Source organism: Litorivicinus lipolyticus (assembly GCF_009650135.1).
GTDB classification, from domain to species: Bacteria; Pseudomonadota; Gammaproteobacteria; order Pseudomonadales; family Litorivicinaceae; genus Litorivicinus; species Litorivicinus lipolyticus.
The window spans coordinates 239,096-259,977 of the sequence record NZ_CP045871.1 but is presented as its reverse complement, the minus strand read 5'-3'; the positions used below and the strand labels follow the sequence as shown (position 1 = coordinate 259,977).

Genomic DNA, 20,882 nt, shown 5'->3' with positions numbered 1-20,882 from the left:
TATTAGGCGGGCATGATTGCGCACAGGGTTGCCTTGGTCTCTTGCATTTGCGTGACCGAGTCGTACCCGTAAGTTTGAATCGTGTTGGTGGATTCACCCAGCACGATCGGATCAGAACCTGTCGGGTACTTATCCCGCAAATCCTTGCCCTCTAAGTGACCACCGAAGTGGAACGGCATGAAGGCAACGCCCTCGCCAACCCGCTCTGTGACCATCGCTTTAACTTTGATTCGACCGCCTTCGGGACCGGAGACCCAAACGTCCTTGCCGTCACGAATGTTCAGGTTATTCGCATCACGCGTATTCACCTCGATGAACATTTCCTGCTGCAATTCAGCCAACCACGGGTTCGAACGTGACTCGTCACCACCGCCTTCGTATTCGACCAAACGGCCGGATGTCAGGATGATGGGGAATTCCTTAGAAAAGTCCTTCTTTTGGATGGACTCATACAAGGTCGGGACACGCCAGAAGCTCTTGTCGGCGTAGGTCGGGTAATCTTCGACCAAATCGCGACGGTTGGTGTACAGCGGCTCGCGGTGAACCGGGACCGGATCCGGGAAGTTCCAAACCACGGCGCGCGCTTTGGCATTACCAAAGGGAGCACACTCGTGCTTGATCGCAACACGCTGGATGCCACCGGACAAGTCAGTCTTCCAGTTAGTCTTAGGACCGGCTACGGCGTCAATGCTGGCGCGTTCATCGGCAGTCAACTCAGAATCCCAACCCAAATCCATCAGCATTTGCATGGTGAATTCCGGGTAACCGTCTTTGATGTCCGAGTTCTTGGAGTAAACCCCATCGGCCAACAAGTTGGTGCCATCACGTTCGACACCGAAACGCGCACGGAAGGTCAAGCCACCCTCAGAAACCGGCAACGACATGTCGTACAGGTTCGGTGTACCCGGGTGGTTCATTTCCGCGGTGCCCCAGCAAGGCCATGGCATACCGTAGATGTCGCCATCGCAGGGTCCGCCTACCGCACGCAAGGTGGTGCGATCGAAATGGTGCTGGTTAGCCATGTGCTTCTTAATGCGCTCGGGCGACTGACCGGTGTAACCGATTGTCCACATACCGCCGTTGAATTCACGGGTGATGTCTTCGGTCACCGGAATATCGCCTTCAATGGCAATGTTACGGAACATCCGATCGGTGAAACCAAATTTGTCCGCGAACAACTTGATGATTTCGTGGTCAACCTTGGAGTCAAACAGCGGCTCGACGATTTTCTCACGCCACTGGAGCGAGCGGTTCGACGCGGTCACAGAACCTGCGTTCTCGAACTGAGTCGTCGAGGGCAGCAAGTACGCGCCGTCTTTGCGGTCATGCAATACCGCAGACACGGTCGGGAAGGGATCGACTACAACCAACAGGTCGAGTTTCTCCATGGCTTCCTTCATTTCCAGCATACGGGTCTGCGAGTTGGGCGCGTGGCCCCACAGCACCATAGCGCGCGTGTTGTCCGGCTGGCCTAGGTTTTCCTTGGCTTCCAAAACACCGTCGATCCAACGCGAAACCGGGATACCTTTTTCGTTCATCATGGGCTTGGACTTGCCGTCCTTGTCCATGGTCGCGAAGCGGCCTTTCATCCAGTCCAGGTCTTCGTCCCAAACACGTGCCCAGTGAGCCCAAGAGCCCGCGGCCAAACCGTAGTAACCCGGCAGCGTGTCGGCTAGAACACCCAAATCCGTCGCACCCTGAACGTTGCAGTGGCCACGGAAGATGTTAGTACCGCCACCGGCGACACCCATGTTGCCCAGCGCAAGCTGCAAGATGCAGTAAGCACGGGTGTTGTTGTTGCCGTTGGTGTGCTGAGTACCACCCATACACCAAATCACGGTGCCCGGACGGTTGTTGGCCAGCGTGCGAGCAACGCGCTCAAGCTGAGCACCCGGCGCACCGGTTACCCGCTCGACTTCTTCGGGATTCCAACGCGCGACTTCGTCACGGATATCGTCCATGCCGTAAACGCGGGTACGGATGAATTCTTTGTCTTCCCAGCCGTTTTCGAAGATGTGCCACAGGATGCCCCAGACCAATGCAACGTCTGAGCCCGGACGGAAACGAACGTATTCATCAGCGTGAGCGGCCGTGCGCGTGAAGCGCGGGTCACAAACGATGACGGGAGCGTTGTTTTCTTCTTTGGCTTTCAGGATGTGCAGCAACGAAACCGGGTGCGCTTCGGCGGGGTTACCACCGATCAAGAAAATCGCTTTCGATTTGTGAATGTCGTTGTACGAGTTAGTCATCGCCCCGTAGCCCCAGGTGTTGGCAACGCCAGCAACCGTGGTCGAGTGACAAATACGCGCCTGGTGGTCAACGTTGTTAGTGCCCCAGTACGCCGCGAACTTGCGATACAGGTACGCCTGCTCGTTCGAGAACTTGGCTGAACCCAACCAGTACACGCTGTCCGGCCCGCTTTTCTCGCGGATGTCCAACATCTTGTCGCCGACTTCGTTAATGGCCTGATCCCACGAGATCTTTTGCCATTGGCCGTCGACCAATTTCATCGGGTGCTTCAGACGGCGTTCGCTGTGTGCTGCTTCGCGAACCGCTGCGCCTTTGGCACAGTGGGCGCCCAAGTTGAAGGGGCTGTCCCAACCCGGTTCTTGACCGGTCCAGACGCCGTTTTGAACTTCCGCTTCGACGGTACAACCGACCGAGCAGTGGGTACAAACGGTTTTCTTACGGACGACGTCGCCGCCGCCTGTGACGGGCGTTGCTGCCTGTACGCGAGTTGATGTCAGCGACAACGCTGCCAATCCACCCACTGCCACACCGGATGCGCTTAAGAAAGCACGACGGTCGACAGTCTTGGCGCCGAGTGATGAAAGCAAAGAGCCCGCACGGGAGCCTTTCGCAACCCCGTTGGTTTTCTTCCTTAACATGATCGATTCCTCAATGTTTTAGTTATCTCGTTGGTCAAATAACGCCGGGTAATAGAGCCTTTCGCAACCTAATGCCCGGTAGGTTAATTAATCAAAAACGAGCTGATTCCAAGTACTTACGTGTGTGCTCAGTGTCGCGCAGGCCGCTGCTCTTAACTGCGGGTTGAACCGCTGCTGCTGCCTTGGGCGCTACCGCCACTGCGACGGCTGCCGGGGCGGCCGTTGCTGCCAAACGCAAAAAATTGCGCCGGCTATTTTCACGCTTCTGGTCGTCCATTGGACACCTCCACCTGATGATGGGGAAATTCCCCGTTATTGAATTGCAAAAGCGTCGGCTTCCACGTCCATAAAGACGCGACCCAGTGATCCCACCGGGCCATAAAAGACGGCGTTTTGCGCTCCTTCCAAATCGGTAAAAAACAGTTTCGCCCAAGCTGCGATGTGCGCATCGAAGAAGGCTTTTTGAGAGGCGACGTCGCTGTCGCAGGCATATTCATCAGTGATCAAGCCGGCCATGATTTCGCACAGCGTGCCAATATGATCTTCGGGCTCGACCACCTCATCACGGCTTTTAACGCCGCGGTTCATCAAATCCGTGCGCAGGTCCGCGAGCGGCTTTTCGTTTAAAAAGCCGGTCAGGTAATAACTGGCGTAGGGCAACAGTTCGCCGCGCCCGAGGCCGACGAACAAGGCATTAAATTCAAGGTTCACGTCGACCGCTTTGGAGCGTCCGGCCAGTCGCGCGACATCCTGGGACGCGCGGCCCAAGGCCGTGTCATCGCCGCTCAATGCCGCCAATCCGGTCAATAACTCATCGCTCGGTGACTCACTTAACAGGGCTGCCAGTAGCCGATAAACCTGTGCGCGAGCACGGTCTTCGTCGCTCACGGAGCGTGGGCAATGGGTCTGGACGGCAGATTCAGCCAAGGGTCAATCCTTATTAGTTTTTATACAGTTACAACTCGACAACTTGTTTTTACCCGCACTCAAAGACAGATTCAAGCGTTTTCGCTATGGCGTGAAGCGCATACGCGGCCGATAACGCGGCGCCACATCACCTTCTATCTCGTCCCGCTCAACCCCGTCGCTCTTGGCTGGGAAAGCCGGGGCGGCCTCCGCCATCGCGCCGACACGATCGGACTCGGACTCGGACTCGGACTCGGACTCGGACTCGGACTCGGACTCGGACTCGGACTCGGACTGCGCCAACGCCGCCGGCTGCGCCTCAAGGTTGACAGCCTCCACTTCAATTCTGGCAGCTTCGGCTTCAATTCTGGCGGCTTCTGCTTCAGCAGCTAAAGCCTTGGTTTTGGACTTGTCGACCAGCCCTTCGCCGACTTTATAGATGGTCTGGAACCCCTTCATCGCGGTCGCCGCGTCGGTAAAGTCTTCGTCGTAGTCGTTAAGACCGTCCAGGCACGCCAACACGGGGTTGGTCTTCCAAAACGCCCGCAGCGCACGCCGGCGCAACAGCTCCGGCACCTCCTGACGCAAAAACCCAGTAATGTCCGACCCCAACTCCAGCGCGTCCGGGTCAGGCAAGGCGTACTTCTCTATGACCTCGGCGTCGCTGAGGCTCTCATTGATCTCAAGCTCGCTCTTAACCGCCTCGGCCTCGGCGGCTTGGGCCTCAACCTCTGCCTGTTCGGCGGCGATCTCGGCCGGATCCCGGGCCTGCTCGACCCGAGCCTCGGTTTTGCGGCGCGACCAGCGCGAGAAACGTGACTCACTCATCAGTGCAACCGGTTCTTTTTCTGTGTGCCAGGAGCCCGAAACACGTCACTGACCTGCGCGATACGCGCGTCACCCTTGCCGTCCTCGACCAAATCGACCCGATGCTTATCACGCTTGCGCTTTTTAAACGGCTCTTCGATGTAATGCAGATCAACAAACTCCTGGATCCAGGCCGCCAAAGACTCAGGGATCGGCACCGCCTCGACAATGCTCTCACCGCTGTCCAGCGAATCCTGAGCCTCGTAAGCACTGGCGGTTACCGCACTGACAAACCATCCGCTGGGAGACTGATCGGTTTCGTCTTTGTCCAAAACGACCCACACCGACGGCCGCGCCATATTCAGCGACACCAAGTAGGCCTCAACGTCGGCACGGTGCAGCTCCATCGTCACGGTTCCGGCGTGAAAGTCGGTATTGACCTCGTCGTCGACCAAGACTTTCCAATGCTCGTCCGGCGCACCCGGGATTACCCCGATCGGGGTCCAAATTTCACGCACCCATTGGGTCACGCCAGGACTTTTTCGTACGATGACCCCGACGGGCAACTCGCGTTTCCAATTTGCGGTTCGACTACTCATGCGTCTGCTCTTTTTTCTTATTTGGCAAATATACGGCATTAAACGTGTTGCGACCTATTCGCACTCGTCAGCCACCACCTGGTTGTGGCATTCTCGACTCAATCAACTATAACTATGAATGAGACCCCCGCAGATGTCAGCTAGAAAAACCCTCTTGCTCTGCTCGTGCGACCAAAGCCAAACCTTCAGCCCCGAGCAACTCAAGATTATTGCCGGCGCCGAACAGGTGCTGTCTGTCGATAACCTGTGCACAGACGACATGAAGCTGGCGGCCGAACACCTGAGCGCCACCAACGACATCATTATCGGTTGCGGCCAACAGACGGCGCTGTTTGAACGCCTGGCCGACGAAATCCAGGACGAAACGGGGCATAGCGCGTCGCTCTACACCATTGATTTGCGCGACCGCGCCGGCTGGAGCGCCGGCGATGCCAAACCGGCGCGGATCCACGCCAAACAAGCGGCCCTGTTGGCTGCGGCGCAACTGCCCCAGGCCATGGCGCCGATCAAAACCATCGAATCCGCCGGCATTTGCTGCATCGTTGGGCCGACCGACCGCGCCATCGCCATGGCCGAGCTATTAAAGGATGACCTGGGTGTCAGCTGCGTAGTCAGCGATGGCGGCCCGATCCAATTGCCGTCCGACGCCTACGATGTCGCACGCGGCCAGCTCAGCGATGCCAGTGGCGCACTGGGTGGCTTTGAACTGTCATTTACCAACTTAGAGACCCTGAACCCGGCCGGCCGTGGCGCACTGCGCCCCGAAGCCGTGCAAGCCAGTGCCAAATCCAGTTGTGACGTGCTGATTGACCTGCGCGGCACGCAACCCGCATTCCCCGCACACCACAAGCGCAACGGCTATTTTTGGGCCGATCCCAGCCTGGATGGTGAACTGGAACGCATTGCCCTGACCGCGCGTGAACGCGTCGGGACCTTTGAAAAGACCGTCTATTTCAAACTCGAGACGGCACTGTGCGCCCACTCACGGGCCAAGCAATCCGGTTGCACCCGGTGCCTGGACGTGTGCCCGACCGAGGCCATTTTTTCAGCCGGCGATTTCGTCGAAATCGACTCTAATATCTGTGCAGGGTGCGGCTCATGCGCCGCGGTCTGCCCGACCCAAGCGGTCAAGATGACCGAAACACCCTTTGAAAACCTGACCCGAGCCATGGACACCCTGGCCAAAACTTACCGCGACCAGTGCGGCGAAAACCCACGTTTGTTGCTGCACACCCCAGCCGGCGAAAAAGCCATCCAACACAACGCTCGCTACGGCGACGGACTGGCGGATGACCTGATTGCACTGGGCATGGAGCACGTCGATGGCATCGGTCACGCTGAAATGCTGGCGGCACTGGCGGCGGGATTCAGCGAAGTGCTGATTTTGACCGACGCCGACACCGACAGCGCCGCCTTGGCGCCACAGCTGGCGCTGGCTCAGGCCATGATTGAAGGCGCCGGCCAAGCGCGCACACGCCTGCAGATTGTTACCGCCGAACAACTCAGCGTTGCCGCCACCCACAGCTCACGTACCGGTGATCCGGTGTTGCTGGTCGGTGGCCGGCGCGACATCACCCGGGTCGCGGTGGCCGCCATGGCGCCCTCCGATGCCGCACCGATCGCGCTGCCGCTGGGCGCGCCCTATGGCGCCATCAACGTCAATGCCGACGCCTGCACCCTGTGCCTGGCCTGTGTTTCGCTGTGCCCGACCGGCGCCTTGGGCGATCACCCGGAGCGACCGGAAATTCAGTTCACCGAGAACGCCTGCGTCCAGTGCGGTGTGTGCGAAAGCACCTGCCCTGAAAATGCTATCACCTTGCAACCGCAACTGGATCTGTCCAAAGACGCCCTGAATCATCGTGCACTGCACGGCGAGGAGCCCTTTGAATGTATCGGCTGCGGGGTTCCATTCGGCGTCGCCAGCACCATCAACAGGATTGTTGAAAAGCTCGAAGACAAGCACTGGATGTTCACCAACTCGGATAACGTTCAGCTGGTCAAAATGTGTGATAACTGCCGCGTCAAAGCCCAGTACCACAGCGAAAACTCGCCCATGGCTGCCGGCACCCGGCCGCGCGTGCGGACCACGGACGACTACCTAGACAGCTAACTTAGACCGCTCAGAATTTAAGGAAACACCATGGTTCAGTTCACCGACGCCAGCACCGGCGCCAACGACAACATGATCGCAACCGACGCACCGCGTCCGCAGGACAAAAATCCCGAAGGGATCGACCGTATCATCGCCATTGCCTCGGGCAAGGGCGGCGTTGGTAAATCAACAGTGTCATCAAATTTGGCCGTTGCCCTAGCCTCCAAAGGCCTGAAAGTCGGCTTGCTCGATGCCGACGTTTACGGACCCAGCCAACCGCGCATGTTGGGCGTTTCGGGCCGGCCATCCAGCCCTGACGGGCACACCATTTTGCCCCTGCGTAACCATGGCGTCACACTGATGTCGCTCGGGCTGATGACGCCGGACGACGAAGCCATCATCTGGCGTGGGCCGATGCTGATGGGCGCGCTGGAGCAAATGATGAACCAGGTCGACTGGGGCAAGCTGGACGTATTGTTGGTCGATCTGCCGCCGGGCACTGGCGACGTCCAAATGACCCTGAGCCAAAAGTTTTTTGTCGCCGGCGCCGTGGTCGTGTCCACGCCCCAGGACATCGCGCTGATGGACGCGCGCAAGGGCATCGACATGTTCAAACGCTTAGAAGTGCCGCTATTTGGCCTGATTGAAAACATGGCCTCGTTCGTGTGTGACGGCTGCGGCAAAACGCACCACCCCTTTGGATCCGGCGGCGCACGTGCCGAGGCCGAAAAGATCGGCGCGCCCTTCCTGGGCGAAATTCCATTAGATTTGGACATCCGGATCGGGTCGGATGGCGGCGTCCCTATTGTCGTATCCAAACCCGACAGCCCTCAGTCGAAAGCCTTTCAAGACCTGGCTGACGCTATCGTCGCATCTGAAACCTACGCCCAGGCCATCCTATGAATACCGACAGCCCACTGTTTCCGCCGCTGCTGCGCGGCGAAGCGGTCAAGCCCGGCGTTGACCCCTTTGCCAAAGCGATCTCGCGTGCGGTAGCCGGCGTCGATTCGGGGTCTATTTTTTATTCCGAAGCGATCGACTGCTTAAAAGCGGCGTTAGTACTGGCCCCGGAAGGTAACCTGACCGAGGCCATGCAGGCCGTCTACGTGGCTCAGATCGGCCTGGCTGAGAGCCTCGGCGCCCTGGCCCCACCCGAGGTGCCCATTCACTTTGTCTGGCCCGACCGGATCAAGGTTAACGGTGCGCTGTGTGGGCGCGTGCGCTTTGCCGCAGAAACCACCGAAGCGGATTCCAATCCGAACTGGCTGGTAATCGGCATCGACGTGCCTTTTTTAAACACCCGAACCGAACCCGGCGCAACCCCGGACCAAACCACCTTGCACGACGAAGGCTGTGGGGAAGTGACGCCGATGGCGCTGCTGGAAAGCTGGTCAAAGCACACGTTGCTATGGCTGACCTACTACATCAACAGCGGGTTCGAGCGCGTTCATAACGAATGGCGCCCGCGCTGTGACACCCTCGGTCACGACACCGAGTACCCCCTCAGCGGCACACTAGTGGGCTTGGACGAGGACGGCCATATGTTGATGCGTCAGGGCGGCATGACCCAAACCCTGAGCCTGATTGATTACGCGGAGCCCGCATGAAACTCGCTCGCACTCTCCGGCTGGATGTGTCGGATCAAAACGTCTTCGAAAACCCCGCCGCCAGCGGCGAATGGGCTATTTCCGGTGGCTTTGAGTTTTCAAACTGGCAGCCCAGCGAACTGACAGGCAAAGCCAAGCAGGCCTTCTCGAATGGGTGGTACAGCGTAGAATCCGCCGGCCGCGCCAGCTTCGTTGGCGTTACCAGCATCACCGAAAACGAGCTGGAAACACTGCGCCGGACGTTGGCCCAAACCTTTGTCGAAATTTACGGCGCCCCGGACATCGACGCCGCCTACCCGGTCGCCTGCGAAGAAATTCAGCAGATGAGCGAGATGTGCGAGGACTTTGAGGACAACACCTTGTTGATGGTCAGCCGCGAACTGACCGAGACCGGCGTCGAAGAAACCTACCGCAGCCGCGCCCCCGAGTCGGCCTCGCTGGAGGCCTTCGCGGTCCACGGCAGCTACGACTAACTACAGCCCAAAGCTGGTGTAGGGGATATAACGCACGGGGGTGCCCGGTTCAATTTGATCGGCACCCTCGTCCAATTCCACCAAACCGTCCGACCAGGCCAGCCCGGTCACTCGGCCGGACCCTTCAGACCCAAAGGCCTCGGCCGAACCCTGAACCATACGCGCGCGCAAAAATTCACTGCGCCCGGGCTTTTTGCGCTTACTAAAGGCCGCCGGCACCATGAAACTGGTCGGTTCAAACCAGCCTGCGCCGGCCAACACCGACATCGCCGGCGCACCAAATCGCAACGCACACACCCACGCGGCCACCGGATTGCCGGGCAAACCGACCACCGGGGTTTGGCGGTACATAGCCAACGCCAGCGGACGCCCGGGTTTCAGCGCGATACGCCAGTTACTAATTTCGCCGTCGCGCTTTAACACTCTCGACACGTGGTCCTCGTCGCCGGCCGAAATACCGCCCGAGGTCAGCACCAAATCACACTGCTCAGCGCCACGATCCAAGGCCGCCTGAACGTCCTCTGCGCGATCCATGGCATGACCCAAGTCGACCACCTGGTAACCCAGGCGCGCGACCAAGGCGTGCAACATCGGCCGGTTTGCGTCGTAAATTTGGTGGTCGCTGACCGCAGCGCCGACCGGCTTGACCTCGTCGCCGGTCGACAGCACCCCCACGCGTAGTGGCCGATAGACCTCGACCGCGCCCATGCCGACACTGGCCAAGACTGCTATGTGCGTGGCATTCAAGCGCGTGCCGGCGGCGACGATAACATCGCCAACCTGAATGTCCTCGCCGGCTTTGCGCCGATTGGCGCCCGCCTTTAAGGTGCCGCGCAACAGCAAACCGCCGTCAACCAGCTCGCTGTCTTCGTCCAACGCCACGGTGTCGGTGCCCGTCGGCATCACCGCGCCGGTCAAAATGCGGATAGCCTGGCCGGCCGCCACCGTGCCGTCGTAAGGAACGCCCGCGGCGCTGCGACCATCGATTAAAGGAAGACGTGTCGGCACTTCGCTAATAGGTCCTAAAAATGCGTAACCGTCGACCGCCGAATTACTGCTGGGTGGGTGAGCCCGCTGGGCCACGGCGTCAACCGCCAGAACACGGCCGACCGCATCCGCCAGAGCAACAGCCCCAGCCGATTCGACAACCGGGTGCAGGCGCGCTGCCAACCGCTCCAACGCCTCGTTTAACGGCGTCCAATTAACGCCCGGTGGTAGGGCAAAACAATCATTTCGTAACGGTGCTGCGCTCATCGTGGATCCCGCGTTAATAGCCAGCCAACCATGGCTTCAATATCGTCCAAATCAAAAGTCTGACCCGCATAGTCGGTCGCATGATCACTGGCGACCGCAACCACAGCGGGGTCGTTTAGATACAAGGGCCGGTGCGAACACAGGCTGCGATAGGCTTCGATCTTGGCATGGCTGCCGGCCTTGTAGCCCTCGACCACGACCCAGTCGCAGGGCGACAATCGCGCGACCAATTCGTCCAGATCCGGTTCCGGCGCATCGCCTAGCTCTTGCATCAGGGCCACGCGGTTAGCGCTGGCCAAAATTACTTCGCCGGCGCCGGCTTGGCGATGGCGGTAACTGTCGGTCCCTGGCTGGTCGACATCGACCGCGTGGTGAGCGTGTTTAATGCTGCTAACGCGCAGCCCACGCTCAGACAACGCCGTGATCAGCCGCGTAGCCAGAGTCGTCTTGCCGCAATTTTTCCAGCCGACCACGCCGATTATTTGCATGCCAGCAGCTCCGATGCCCGCGCCAAGTCCGCCTGGGTATTGATGTTGAAAAATGGGTCCATCGGATCGGTCTCAAACACGACCAATGCCTCGCCGTGGCGCTGGGTCCATTGGCGAATTTTGCGCACCCCGTCGTTCAGCGCGGCGCGCAAATCGTCGCGCAAATCCACGCGCCAGCGGCCAAAGGTTGGCTGTGGCAGGCGCCCGCGCTGTGGATCCGGTGTCGCCGCCAAGGTCACCGGCGCCCCGGTTGCACGCAGACGCTCGACCAAATCCAAGGGGAAAAATGGTGTGTCGGCGGCGACGCTGACGACCCACTCGACTTGGTGCTCGGCGGCCCAGTCCATGGCCGCCAAAACGCCGGCCAGCGGCCCCGGGTAGTCGCCGATGCTGTCGGCCACGCAGACCAAACCGAGGTCGTCAAAGCGGCCGAGGTCGCCGTTGGCATTCAAAATAAGTCGATCAAGCTGAGGCTCGGCGCGCGCGATCACCTGCTCGATTAGGCTGGTCGACCCCAGCCGCAGTCGGCCCTTGTCACCGCCGCCCATGCGTCGGGCTTGGCCGCCCGCCAAAATCACGCCGACCTCGTTCATGATTCGGCGCCCTTGCGGCGCATGCCGCGGCTTTCGTCCGCGACCTGGTCCAGGTCCTGATCAAATTCCAGGCGCTGCTGGCCACTTAAACAGGTAAATTTACGCCCGCGCATGCGACCCACCAGTGTCAGCCCGACCTGGCGGGCAATGTCGACACCCCAGGCGGTAAATCCGGAGCGACTGATCAAGGTTGGGATGCCCATCAAGGCTGTCTTAATGACCATTTCCGAAGTCAGTCGGCCAGTCGTGTAGAGCACTTTGTCGTGCGCGCTGATGTCATTCATGCGCATCCAGCCGGCGATCTTGTCGACCGCATTGTGACGTCCAACGTCTTCCATATAGGCCAGCACCTCGCTTCCCTGGCACAGGGCGGTGCCGTGGATGGCACCGGTTTCCATATACAGGCTGGGGGTGTGGTTAATTTTGTAGCTCAGATCGTAAAACGAACTGGTTTTGACCGCCGTTTGCGCCAGCACCAGGCCGTCCAGGCCTGCCATCATGTCGCCAAATACGGTCCCGACGGCGCACCCCGATGTGCGGGTTTTCTTTTCAAGCTTGTCTTCGACGTCGGTCGGTCCAGCCGTGCGCACCACGACTACTTCGAGTTCCGGATCAAAGTCGATCGCGGTGACACGATCGGCCGCCCCCAACATGCCTTGGTTCAATAAAAAGCCGAGGGCTAGATATTCCGGGTAGTCACCAATGGTCATGGCGGTGACAATTTCCTGGCGATTCAAGTAAATCGTCAGCGGACGCTCCTCGATCACCGAGGTTTCGTAAGGATGACCGCGCTCGTCGATCCCTTGCAGGCGACGCGACAATTTGGGGTCATTCGGGTTGGGAAAGATAGCTGCCATGGGTGTGTGCTTGTTATTGGAGTAGCCCAATACCCTAGCGCGCCACGGCGCCAAAGGCGAGACGCAAACGCGCTAAAAATACCAAGCGGCAAAGCCCAGTGCCGCGGCCAATAGCACCAGCGTGGTCGCGACCAATAAAAACGCATGACCCCACCCCAAATCGGCCATTTGTTTCAGCGACGTGCGCATGCCCAGGGCGCTGATGGCGACCACCAAGGCCGCCGATGAGGCCGAATTGACCGCGCCGCGAATCCAGTCCGGAATCGGCATCAAATTGCCCACCAACATGAGCCAAACAAACCCGAGCAAAAACCACGGTAACTGAATTTGACCGCCACTTTGGCCGCGAAAGGCAAACATCACCACCGCCAACACCACCGGCAATAACGCCACCCGCTGCAACTTCACAAAGGTCGCAATGTCGCCGGCCTCGTGACCCAAGGTATAGCCCGCTCCGACCACCTGGGCGACATCGTGAATAGTTGCGCCAATCAAAAATCCGGACTGAAAGGGCGTGAACCCCAGTTCAATAAACAGCCAGGGATAGACGATCATGGCGATGGTCGACAGGCTGGTAACGCCGGCCACGGTGAATAAAATATCGCGTTCGCTGCGCTGGTTCATGGGCAACACCGCGGCAATAGCCAACGCCGCCGAGGCCCCACAAATGGCCACCGCACCGCCCGCCAACACCCCAAATGCGAGGCTTTTACCCAACAATTTGGCCAGCACCACGCCGCACACCAGGGTCAATGCCAACAACCCCGCGGTCCCGGCCATCGGGCCCCACCCCAGGCTTAAAATGTCGTCAAAGCTAAGCCGCAACCCCAGCAGTGCCACGCCAATCCGCAGCAGCCCCTTGGAAGCAAAGGTCACGCCACGTTGATAGCGCGGCCGCGCCGCGAGGAAGCTGGCCGCCATGCCCAGCAGCAACGCAAACAGCATCACCGGAGCACCGTAGTGGCTGCCCAGGGTGTAGGCGATCGTGCCGATCAGGGCCGCGACCGCGACCCCCGGGGCGGTTTGAAGTAGTGCTCTCACAGTTCGATCGCACGCCCCGTTTGGATGCTTTGCTGAGCCGCCATGCCCATGCGCACGGCCCAGGCGCCATCGGCTACCGTGACTTCGATGGGAGCGCCATCCAGTGACGCCAAAAAGCCTTGGTGCTGGTAAAAGGTCGAGCCGTTATGGTCCCCGGCCGCCAGCAACGCCGGATCAACCGGCACCGGCCACTGGGTCGGCGGCGCGTTACGCGGGCTCAGTTCGACCACCGGCACCGGCGGCGCGCCGGATTCGGCATTCCAAAAGCGTGTCGGGCCCGGCACACGGGCCTCGACTTTGGCCTTGGAACCGACCAGGCAAATTTCTTCTTGGTAGCGACTACCCTCGGCAAACATGCACAGCTCCAGGCTGGCGCGCTGACCGCTGGCAAAGTCGACCACGACCATGGCGTTGTCCAAAATGTCCGGGGTCTGGCCGTCGTAGACCTCGTCCAGATGGTTGACGCTTTGCGCGCCGGATGCATAAACGCGAACCGGGTCGGACTGCAATAGGTGGCGCATCAGGTCAAAGAAGTGGCAACACTTTTCGACCAAGGTCCCGCCGGTGTTGCGATTGAAACGGTTCCAATCGCCGACCTTGGGCAAAAACGGGAACCGATGCTCGCGGATGCTGAGCGTATGAATCGTGCCCAGCGTATCGCCGCGCGACAGCTCGATCAGCGCCTGAATCGGCGGCATGTAGCGGTATTCCATGGCCACCCACCAGCGCTTGTCCGCGGCCAACGCGGCCAGCGGCGCCAAGTCGGCCGGGTCGGTACACAGGGGTTTTTCGACCAACACCGCAATGTCGGCCGCCGCCAATTGCTGTAATTGTTTGGCGTGACAGTAATTCGGACTGGTGATCACCGCAGCATCCAAGCCCAAGGCCAGCAACGCCTGGACATCGTCGACGCGCTGGGCATTTGGGATCAGCCCCTGGGTCGCCGCGGCCATGGCGTCATCCGGTTCGATAAACCCAACCACCGCGACCGCTGGCAACAACGCCAAATTGCGCAGGTGCTCCTGCCCCATCATGCCGCAGCCAATAAATCCGTATCGTTTCATAGCGTTCTTATTGTTCTAGCTCCAACGAGCGTTGTAATGACACACCTGGCTGTCGAACCAAGTCTGGGAATATTCAATCAATTGACCTTCGTGATCCAAGCCAAAGCGCTCGACATAGGCCGCGTGCGCCGGTTCGATGTACTCACCGACGTGCGCCGGGACCGGCGCCAAACCGACTTTGTCTTCGACGCGCGCCACCCAGAGCTGTAACCGCTCACGGTACATCTGGTAGAGCGCCGGCGTAATCCAGTCCAGTTGCAAGGTGTCGGGCGTGCGCACCCAAATGTCCTCAACCGCGACCCAGGTGTCGTCCAGCCGACGCCGCCGGCGAATGTGCTGAGCCGGCGATAGCTGCGTGGTCGGGGCCAGATTCAAGCCCAGTATCTCGCCGCTGGGTTCGCCGCCACCGCCGTTCAATTCGAGGTGAAACAGTGGGTACTTGCCAGCCTCCGGCAGCGCTTTGACATAGGTGCCACTGCCCTGGCGGCGCTCCAGCAAGCCCTCGGTTTCCAGCGCCAGCAAGGATTTTCGCAGCGTGCCGACAGCGACACAGAGTTCGCGCCCAAACGCCGCCTCGGTGGGTAGTTTCTGGCCGACACGATAGCGGCCGCCGGCCAATTCACGGCGCAAGTAATCAGCAATTTGGAGGTAAAGCGGCAACTCATTCATGGCGGCAGTCTATACAGATTGATTTATCATTGATACATTCGCTGGAAATAACGGAGAGCCCTATGTCGATCGTGCCCATCAAAAGCCAAGCGTTAGACGCCAGCGAAGTATCCTGGTTTGCACCGCTGTGCTCGGATGACTATGACCTGCTCGGTGTTCCGAATCCAGAGCTTCGCTCAAACTGGGAAAACACCAGCGCCATCGTTAAACGCGCCGATCAGCTGGGTTTTCGCAATGTCCTGTGCCCCTCCAGCTACCAAGTCGGCCAAGACACCCTGACCTTTGCCAGCGGCATGGCGCCGCTGACACAACAGATCAACCTGTTGGCCGCGATCCGTTGCGGCGAGCTGCACCCGGCGATGTTGGCACGCACGGTTGCGACGCTGGATCACATGCTCAAAGGCCGCCTGACTCTGAACGTGATCAGCTCAAATTTCCCAGGCGAAGACGCCAGCGCCGAGTTGCGCTATCAGCGCAGCCACGAAGTGGTCGAAATTTTGAAGCAGGCCTGGACCCAGGACGAAATTAACTACGACGGCGAGATCTATCAGCTCAAAGGCTTGAGCACCGATCCGGTCCGCCCCTATCAACAAAACGGTGGCCCGTTGCTGTACTTCGGTGGCTACAGCCCGCCGGCGCTAGAATTGTGCGGCCGCCACTGCGATGTCTACCTGATGTGGCCGGAAATCGAGGCCAACTTAGCCGATCGCATGCGCGCCGTGCACGCCCGTGCCGAGGCCCACGGCCGGGTGCTGGACTACGGATTGCGCGTGCACATGATCGTGCGCGACACCGAAGCCGAAGCCCGCGACTACGCCGATCACCTGGTCAGCCAACTCAACGATGAGCAAGGCGAGATGATCAAGCAACGCGCCTTGGATGCGAAAACCATGGGCGTCAACTTACAGGTCCAAAACCGCATGCTGGCGGATGCCAAGGGCTACACCGAATCGAATCTGTGGACCGGCGTCGGCCGCGCCCGCAGTGGCTGTGGAGCGGCACTGGTCGGCAGCGTCGATCAAGTCCTATCGAAAATTGAGAACTACCGAAAAATGGGCATCCGGGCATTTATTTTCAGCGGCTATCCACACCTGCAAGAATGCGAGATATTCGGTACCAAGGTGCTTCCGGAACTCAAAACCTGTTCGCTTCCGGTAGAGTACGGCCGCGTACCCTCATCCACCCCACAGACGCCGCTAGGCATCGGAGAACGCCGCTAATGGAAATGGTTTCCCTACACGACAGCTTACCGCTATTTAGCCGCTTGGTTTATGGCATGTGGCGCTTAGCCGACGACAGCGACACGTCCGACGGCCAGGTCATTGCCAAGGTTGAAAAGTGCCTGGAACAAGGCATCACCACACTGGATCACGCCAACATCTATGGCGACTACGCCTGTGAAGCGCTATTTGGCCGCGCCCTGAAAGCGCGTCCGGACCTCAAGGACGCCTGCCAGCACATCAGCAAATGCGACGTCATGTTGTTATCGGATCACTACCCGGACCGGCGGGTCAAACATTACGACACCAGCGCCGTCCACGTTATTGAGTCCGCTGAAACCAGCCTCAGCCGGCTGGGTATTGATGCCTTGGATCTGTTGCTGATTCACCGTCCCGACCCCTTTATGGACCCCACCGAGACCGGACGGGCGTTGGATTCATTAATCGACAGCGGCAAAGTCAAAGCCTGCGGCGTCAGCAACTTCAAGCCCTGGGACCTGGATTTGTTACAGGCCCACATGCACCACCCGCTGGTGACCAACCAGATTGAAATTAACCCGATGGCAGTGGATTGCTTCGTCAATGGCGACATTGCCAAAGCCCAAACGATGGGGATCAAACCCATGGCGTGGTCACCGCTCGCCGGCGGCGCTTTGTTTGGCGACAGCGCCCGCGCACTTGAACTGCGCGCTGTGATGCAGCCGATCGCCGACAACGCGAACGTTGGCATTGATGCGGTCGCCGTGGCTTGGTTGCTGGCTCACCCGGCGGGGATTTTGCCGGTTTTGGGCACCAACAACCTCGAGCGCATCGCTCGCCTGTCCGACGCCACACGCGTCAGCATCGACCGCCAGCAATGGTTCGAAATTTACCAAGCGGCCACCGGCCAGGAAGTACCGTGAGCCGAGCATTACGCGACGCCCTCGGGCAATGGGCGACTGGCGTCGCCATCGTCACCGCGCGCCAAAACGATCAAGACATTGGCTTAACCTGCAACAGCTTCGCGTCGGTGTCGCTAGACCCGGCGCTGGTGCTATGGTCAATTCAGCACAGCTCGAACTGCTATGAAGCCTTCACTGAAGGCGGTGGCTATTGTGTCAACATCTTGACCGAGGACGACGCTGACCTGGTCTGGAAATTCACCAAAGGCGAGCACGCCGAGCGCTTTAACGGCGTCGATTTAACTCGGCTGCCGTCCGGGCGGGCACGACTGACCAACGCCTTGGCCTGGTTCGATTGTGACCTGCACAAGGTCATTGGCGCCGGGGATCACGACATTTTGCTGGGCCAGGTCAACGACTTCGCCCATCAATCGGCACCACCGGTTTTATTTGGACAGGGCAAGTTAGGACGACTGGACGCCCTGTAGACCTCACCGATCCGACAACAATAACGACAGGACGGAACATGCTTTGGATTGACGCGCCGCTCAAGGCGCTGAACCACCTCAACAACGCCTTCGGGCGACTCGGCCTGAACATCGCATGGGTGCTGGTGTCCCTGATGGTGGGCACCATTTTGTTGCAGGTGTTCATGCGCTACGTGGTCAACCACGCCCTGCCCTGGCCCGAAGAAGTCGCCCGCGCGCTGATGATTTGGATGATGGCGCTGGTCGCGGCCCCGGCCTTGCGCAAAGGCGACTTTGTCGCCATTACGCTGTTACCCGATTCGCTGCCCGTTCGACTGGGACAACTATTAAACCTGGTGTTGATGCTGTTTTGCTGTGCGATTTTGTTTTTGCTTAGCGACCTGTCGATTGACTTTTTCCAGCGCGGATTTCGTACCCGCGCCGCCAGCTTTAACCTGCCCCGGGCATGGATCTACCTGGCCATGGGGGTGTGTTACTTCTCGATGTTGGCGGTGATGCTGGAACTGACGCTGCGCCACCTGCGCCTAACCTTGACGGGAAAAACCCCATGCTGACATGGTTTTTACCGCTGTTTTTGCTGCTAATTTTAATCGGCATGCCGGTCTTTTTCGCCATGCTGGCGGCACCGGGTTCGCTGCTGTTGTTGCTGGACATGGACCGGGACATTCCGCTGCTGTTTCGTAACATCTACAACGGCATCGATAGCTTTCCGTTGATGGCCATCCCGTTCTTTATGTTGGCCGGGGAATTGATGAACCGTGGCGGCATCACGCTGGCGCTGATCAATTTCAGTCAATCCTTACTCGGGCACATCCGCGGCGGCCTGGCCCACGTCAACATTTTCAGCTCCATGCTGTTTGCCGGCCTATCAGGCAGCGCCGTGGCCGATACCAGCGCGCTGGGCTCGATGCTGATACCGGCGATGGAAAAGAACGGTTATTCGCGCAAGTTCGCCGCCGCCATTACCGCCGCCAGCTCCGTTATCGGCCCGATTATCCCCCCCAGCGGCATCATGATTATCTATGCCTACACCATGGAAGTGTCGGTGGCGGCCTTGTTTGCCGCCGGCATCGTGCCGGGCATTTTGGTCGGTGGCGCACTGATGGCAATTACCAGCGTCATGGCCAAGCGCTACGATTTCCCAGTCGCCAGCGAACGGGCGAGCTGGCGTCAACGCGGCGGCGCCGCTAAATCCGCGTTCTTGCCACTGCTGACCCCGGTGATCATTTTAGGCGGTATCTTGGGCGGCATTTTCACCCCCACCGAAGCCAGCGCCGTGGCCGTGGCCTACGCCTTGGTACTGAGCCTATTTGTGACCCGCACCTTGACCTTTAAGGAGCTGCCGGAAATCTTTAACAAGGCGGCCATGGCCAGCGCCGTGGTGCTGTTATTGGTCGGCGCGGCGATTGCCTTTAAGACCGTGGTCAGCCTATCGCATGTGGCCGAAGATTTGGCGACTTGGGTGTTGGCGCTGTCGTCGTCCAGCTACGTGCTGTTGTTCCTGATCAATATTCTGTTGTTCATTGTCGGGATGTTTTTGGACGCGGGCCCGGCGATTATTATTTTGGGCCCAATTTTAGGGCCGGTATTTATCGACATGGGCGTCGATCCCGTGCACTTCGCCATGATCATGAGCGTCAACTTGACGGTCGGGTTGGCGACACCGCCGATGGGCTTGGTGCTATTTGTCGCAAGCTCCGTGTCCGGCGAAAAGGTTGAAACGATTAGCCGTGCGATCTTGCCGTTTTTGGCGGTCGAAATACTGGTGATCTTGTTGATCACCTTTGTCCCGGCAATTTCGTTAACAGTTCCGAGGTGGTTAGGTCTGGTGACTTGACCTGGAAGGCGGGAATTCCGCACGATGTATCAATAACAAAAATGAGGTTCAACATGTTTAAACAGTCGAAAAACCTAATCACCGCGGCCCTGATCGGCGCCAGCATTGCGGTGGCGGGCGTGGCCAGCGCGGCGGATTTCAACCTGCGCGCGGTCGCCAACTCCAACGAAAACGACGAAGACTATGACGGCCTGGTGGTCTTTAAGGACTACGTCGAAGCGGCCAGCAACGGCGCCATTAAAGTGGATTTGTTTATCGGCACCCAGCTGTGCGCGAACGGCACCGAGTGCCTACAGGCAATCGAGGACGGCAGTGTCGACATTTACGTGTCAACGTCCGGCGGTGTCGCATCGACCTTCCCGTACGTGCAAATGTTTGATTTGCCCTACGTCATGTCCAACGACCGTGTCGCCGAAGACGTCTTAAGCGGCCCCTTTGTGGCCGACCTGCGTAGCCAAATGCTGTCGGATTCGGACAACGTGGTGCGCTTGATGACCGTGGGCAACACCGGCGGCTGGCGTAACTTTGCTAACACCAAGCGCACCCTGCGTACACCGGCTGACTTTGAAGGCCTGAAAATTCGCACCGTCGTTGCGGACTTGCCCCAGGAACTGGTCAAGGCCTTGGGCGCCAGCCCGACTCCGATCCCCTGGCCTGAGCTGTTCTCTAGCTTCCAGACCGGTGTGGTCGAGGGCTCTAAAAACGGCATCACCGACATCATGGGCATGAAATTCCCCGAAGCCGGCTTGAAGTACGTGACGCTGGACGGCCACGCCTACATGGCAGCGCTGTGGATGATGAACAACGAAGTGTTCATGAACATGCCGACTGACCTGCGCCGGGTCATGGTCGATGGCTTTGCCGCACTGCAGCAGGCGACCTTCGCCAGCCCCAAGCGTAAGTCGATCCAGGCCTACCAGGAGTTCAAGGAAATCGGCGGCGAACTGTACGTGCCCACTCCGTCTGAAAAAGCGCAGTTAGCAGCGGCCGCGGCACCGGTTTATGACTGGTTCAAAGGCAACGTGCGCGAGGGCGAGCGTTTCTTCAATGCCTTCCAAAAGGCCTCCAAAGACGCCGAAGCTAAGTTTGACGCCGAGTACGCGCGCGACTTGATGTAA

General features: G+C 59.3%; 21 protein-coding genes. 10 read left to right on the top strand and 11 right to left on the bottom strand.

All coding sequences use genetic code 11. The features are described 5' to 3' along the window. Positions 1–2: 2 nt before the first annotated feature. The 4 genes from GH975_RS01335 to GH975_RS01315 all read right to left on the bottom strand — a co-directional run bounded on the left by GH975_RS01335 (position 3) and on the right by GH975_RS01315 (position 5,200). On the bottom strand, positions 3–2,888 hold the full coding sequence (locus GH975_RS01335) for a formate dehydrogenase subunit alpha (protein ID WP_153712781.1): 2,886 nt from the start codon (positions 2,886–2,888) through the stop codon (positions 3–5). A gap of 312 nt (positions 2,889–3,200) precedes the next feature. Beyond that, entirely contained in the window at positions 3,201–3,815 is a 615-nt protein-coding gene (locus tag GH975_RS01325; RefSeq protein ID WP_153712779.1) for a TorD/DmsD family molecular chaperone, read from the bottom strand. Between the two features lie 84 nt (positions 3,816–3,899). Continuing rightward, positions 3,900–4,622 carry a DUF3306 domain-containing protein gene (locus GH975_RS01320; protein ID WP_153712778.1) on the bottom strand — a complete coding sequence of 241 codons (723 nt, stop codon included), beginning with the start codon at positions 4,620–4,622 and terminating at the stop codon, positions 3,900–3,902. Then, positions 4,622–5,200 (bottom strand): DUF3305 domain-containing protein, encoded by a 579-nt coding sequence (locus tag GH975_RS01315; RefSeq protein WP_153712777.1) that lies wholly within the window; start codon positions 5,198–5,200, stop codon positions 4,622–4,624. The genes GH975_RS01320 and GH975_RS01315 overlap by 1 nt, the downstream gene beginning before the upstream one ends. A gap of 133 nt (positions 5,201–5,333) precedes the next feature. Here GH975_RS01315 and GH975_RS01310 point away from each other — a divergent pair, with 133 nt between their 5' ends. From GH975_RS01310 to GH975_RS01295, 4 genes are all read left to right on the top strand, one after another. Beyond that, positions 5,334–7,310 (top strand): 4Fe-4S binding protein, encoded by a 1,977-nt coding sequence (locus GH975_RS01310; RefSeq protein ID WP_153712776.1) that lies wholly within the window; start codon positions 5,334–5,336, stop codon positions 7,308–7,310. Between the two features lie 72 nt (positions 7,311–7,382). Continuing rightward, the gene (locus tag GH975_RS01305; protein WP_211365860.1) at positions 7,383–8,195 is read left to right on the top strand and encodes an Mrp/NBP35 family ATP-binding protein; all 813 of its coding nucleotides are present in this window, start codon (positions 7,383–7,385) and stop codon (positions 8,193–8,195) included. Further along, the gene (locus GH975_RS01300; protein ID WP_153712774.1) at positions 8,192–8,899 is read left to right on the top strand and encodes a biotin/lipoate--protein ligase family protein; all 708 of its coding nucleotides are present in this window, start codon (positions 8,192–8,194) and stop codon (positions 8,897–8,899) included. Before GH975_RS01305 ends, GH975_RS01300 begins: the two co-directional genes overlap by 4 nt. Then, entirely contained in the window at positions 8,896–9,372 is a 477-nt protein-coding gene (locus GH975_RS01295; RefSeq protein ID WP_153712773.1) for a DUF6505 family protein, read from the top strand. Before GH975_RS01300 ends, GH975_RS01295 begins: the two co-directional genes overlap by 4 nt. Here the strand turns inward: GH975_RS01295 and GH975_RS01290 are convergent, their stop codons facing one another. From GH975_RS01290 to GH975_RS01260, 7 genes are all read right to left on the bottom strand, one after another. Continuing rightward, the gene (locus tag GH975_RS01290; RefSeq protein ID WP_153712772.1) at positions 9,373–10,626 is read right to left on the bottom strand and encodes a molybdopterin-binding protein; all 1,254 of its coding nucleotides are present in this window, start codon (positions 10,624–10,626) and stop codon (positions 9,373–9,375) included. It abuts the gene before it with no gap. After that, the gene (gene mobB, locus GH975_RS01285) at positions 10,623–11,114 is read right to left on the bottom strand and encodes a molybdopterin-guanine dinucleotide biosynthesis protein B (protein WP_153712771.1); all 492 of its coding nucleotides are present in this window, start codon (positions 11,112–11,114) and stop codon (positions 10,623–10,625) included. Before mobB ends, GH975_RS01290 begins: the two co-directional genes overlap by 4 nt. Continuing rightward, positions 11,105–11,707, bottom strand: coding sequence for a molybdenum cofactor guanylyltransferase MobA (mobA, locus tag GH975_RS01280; protein ID WP_153712770.1), 603 nt, complete (start codon positions 11,705–11,707; stop codon positions 11,105–11,107). The genes mobB and mobA overlap by 10 nt, the downstream gene beginning before the upstream one ends. Next, positions 11,704–12,564, bottom strand: coding sequence for a formate dehydrogenase accessory sulfurtransferase FdhD (locus tag GH975_RS01275; protein WP_153712769.1), 861 nt, complete (start codon positions 12,562–12,564; stop codon positions 11,704–11,706). The genes mobA and GH975_RS01275 overlap by 4 nt, the downstream gene beginning before the upstream one ends. 72 nt (positions 12,565–12,636) lie before the next feature. After that, on the bottom strand, positions 12,637–13,605 hold the full coding sequence (locus tag GH975_RS01270) for a YeiH family protein (RefSeq protein WP_153712768.1): 969 nt from the start codon (positions 13,603–13,605) through the stop codon (positions 12,637–12,639). Next, on the bottom strand, positions 13,602–14,669 hold the full coding sequence (locus GH975_RS01265) for a Gfo/Idh/MocA family protein (protein WP_153712767.1): 1,068 nt from the start codon (positions 14,667–14,669) through the stop codon (positions 13,602–13,604). Before GH975_RS01265 ends, GH975_RS01270 begins: the two co-directional genes overlap by 4 nt. 15 nt (positions 14,670–14,684) lie before the next feature. Further along, positions 14,685–15,338, bottom strand: a complete 654-nt coding sequence (locus GH975_RS01260; RefSeq protein WP_153712766.1) for a GntR family transcriptional regulator — start codon at positions 15,336–15,338, stop codon at positions 14,685–14,687. A 62-nt stretch (positions 15,339–15,400) separates the two neighbouring features. On the opposite strand from GH975_RS01260, the gene GH975_RS01255 reads away from it, so the two are divergent. From GH975_RS01255 to GH975_RS01230, 6 genes are read left to right on the top strand one after another with little or no spacing between them, the layout of a single operon-like run. Beyond that, positions 15,401–16,558: an LLM class flavin-dependent oxidoreductase gene (locus tag GH975_RS01255; RefSeq protein WP_153712765.1), complete on the top strand. Its 1,158-nt coding sequence runs from the start codon at positions 15,401–15,403 to the stop codon at positions 16,556–16,558. Then, positions 16,558–17,460, top strand: a complete 903-nt coding sequence (locus GH975_RS01250) for an aldo/keto reductase (protein WP_153712764.1) — start codon at positions 16,558–16,560, stop codon at positions 17,458–17,460. The genes GH975_RS01255 and GH975_RS01250 overlap by 1 nt, the downstream gene beginning before the upstream one ends. Continuing rightward, complete coding sequence (locus GH975_RS01245; RefSeq protein WP_153712763.1) at positions 17,457–17,927, top strand: flavin reductase family protein; 471 nt, start codon at positions 17,457–17,459, stop codon at positions 17,925–17,927. Before GH975_RS01250 ends, GH975_RS01245 begins: the two co-directional genes overlap by 4 nt. A gap of 38 nt (positions 17,928–17,965) precedes the next feature. Next, positions 17,966–18,481 (top strand): TRAP transporter small permease, encoded by a 516-nt coding sequence (locus GH975_RS01240; protein WP_153712762.1) that lies wholly within the window; start codon positions 17,966–17,968, stop codon positions 18,479–18,481. Beyond that, a complete protein-coding gene (locus GH975_RS01235) occupies positions 18,475–19,764 on the top strand; it encodes a TRAP transporter large permease (RefSeq protein ID WP_153712761.1) in 1,290 nt (429 codons plus the stop codon). Before GH975_RS01240 ends, GH975_RS01235 begins: the two co-directional genes overlap by 7 nt. 53 nt (positions 19,765–19,817) lie before the next feature. Continuing rightward, positions 19,818–20,882 (top strand): TRAP transporter substrate-binding protein, encoded by a 1,065-nt coding sequence (locus GH975_RS01230; RefSeq protein ID WP_153712760.1) that lies wholly within the window; start codon positions 19,818–19,820, stop codon positions 20,880–20,882.

Coding starts and splice junctions, on each gene's coding strand:
- GH975_RS01335 (WP_153712781.1), bottom strand. CDS start 2,888: ATGTTAAGGAAGAAAACCAACGGGGTTGCGAAAGGCTCCCGTGCGGGC.
- GH975_RS01320 (WP_153712778.1), bottom strand. CDS start 4,622: ATGAGTGAGTCACGTTTCTCGCGCTGGTCGCGCCGCAAAACCGAGGCT.
- GH975_RS01315 (WP_153712777.1), bottom strand. CDS start 5,200: ATGAGTAGTCGAACCGCAAATTGGAAACGCGAGTTGCCCGTCGGGGTC.
- GH975_RS01310 (WP_153712776.1), top strand. CDS start 5,334: ATGTCAGCTAGAAAAACCCTCTTGCTCTGCTCGTGCGACCAAAGCCAA.
- GH975_RS01305 (WP_211365860.1), top strand. CDS start 7,383: ATGATCGCAACCGACGCACCGCGTCCGCAGGACAAAAATCCCGAAGGG.
- GH975_RS01300 (WP_153712774.1), top strand. CDS start 8,192: ATGAATACCGACAGCCCACTGTTTCCGCCGCTGCTGCGCGGCGAAGCG.
- GH975_RS01295 (WP_153712773.1), top strand. CDS start 8,896: ATGAAACTCGCTCGCACTCTCCGGCTGGATGTGTCGGATCAAAACGTC.
- GH975_RS01290 (WP_153712772.1), bottom strand. CDS start 10,626: ATGAGCGCAGCACCGTTACGAAATGATTGTTTTGCCCTACCACCGGGC.
- mobB (WP_153712771.1), bottom strand. CDS start 11,114: ATGCAAATAATCGGCGTGGTCGGCTGGAAAAATTGCGGCAAGACGACT.
- mobA (WP_153712770.1), bottom strand. CDS start 11,707: ATGAACGAGGTCGGCGTGATTTTGGCGGGCGGCCAAGCCCGACGCATG.
- GH975_RS01275 (WP_153712769.1), bottom strand. CDS start 12,564: ATGGCAGCTATCTTTCCCAACCCGAATGACCCCAAATTGTCGCGTCGC.
- GH975_RS01265 (WP_153712767.1), bottom strand. CDS start 14,669: ATGAAACGATACGGATTTATTGGCTGCGGCATGATGGGGCAGGAGCAC.
- GH975_RS01260 (WP_153712766.1), bottom strand. CDS start 15,338: ATGAATGAGTTGCCGCTTTACCTCCAAATTGCTGATTACTTGCGCCGT.
- GH975_RS01255 (WP_153712765.1), top strand. CDS start 15,401: ATGTCGATCGTGCCCATCAAAAGCCAAGCGTTAGACGCCAGCGAAGTA.
- GH975_RS01250 (WP_153712764.1), top strand. CDS start 16,558: ATGGAAATGGTTTCCCTACACGACAGCTTACCGCTATTTAGCCGCTTG.
- GH975_RS01240 (WP_153712762.1), top strand. CDS start 17,966: ATGCTTTGGATTGACGCGCCGCTCAAGGCGCTGAACCACCTCAACAAC.
- GH975_RS01235 (WP_153712761.1), top strand. CDS start 18,475: ATGCTGACATGGTTTTTACCGCTGTTTTTGCTGCTAATTTTAATCGGC.
- GH975_RS01230 (WP_153712760.1), top strand. CDS start 19,818: ATGTTTAAACAGTCGAAAAACCTAATCACCGCGGCCCTGATCGGCGCC.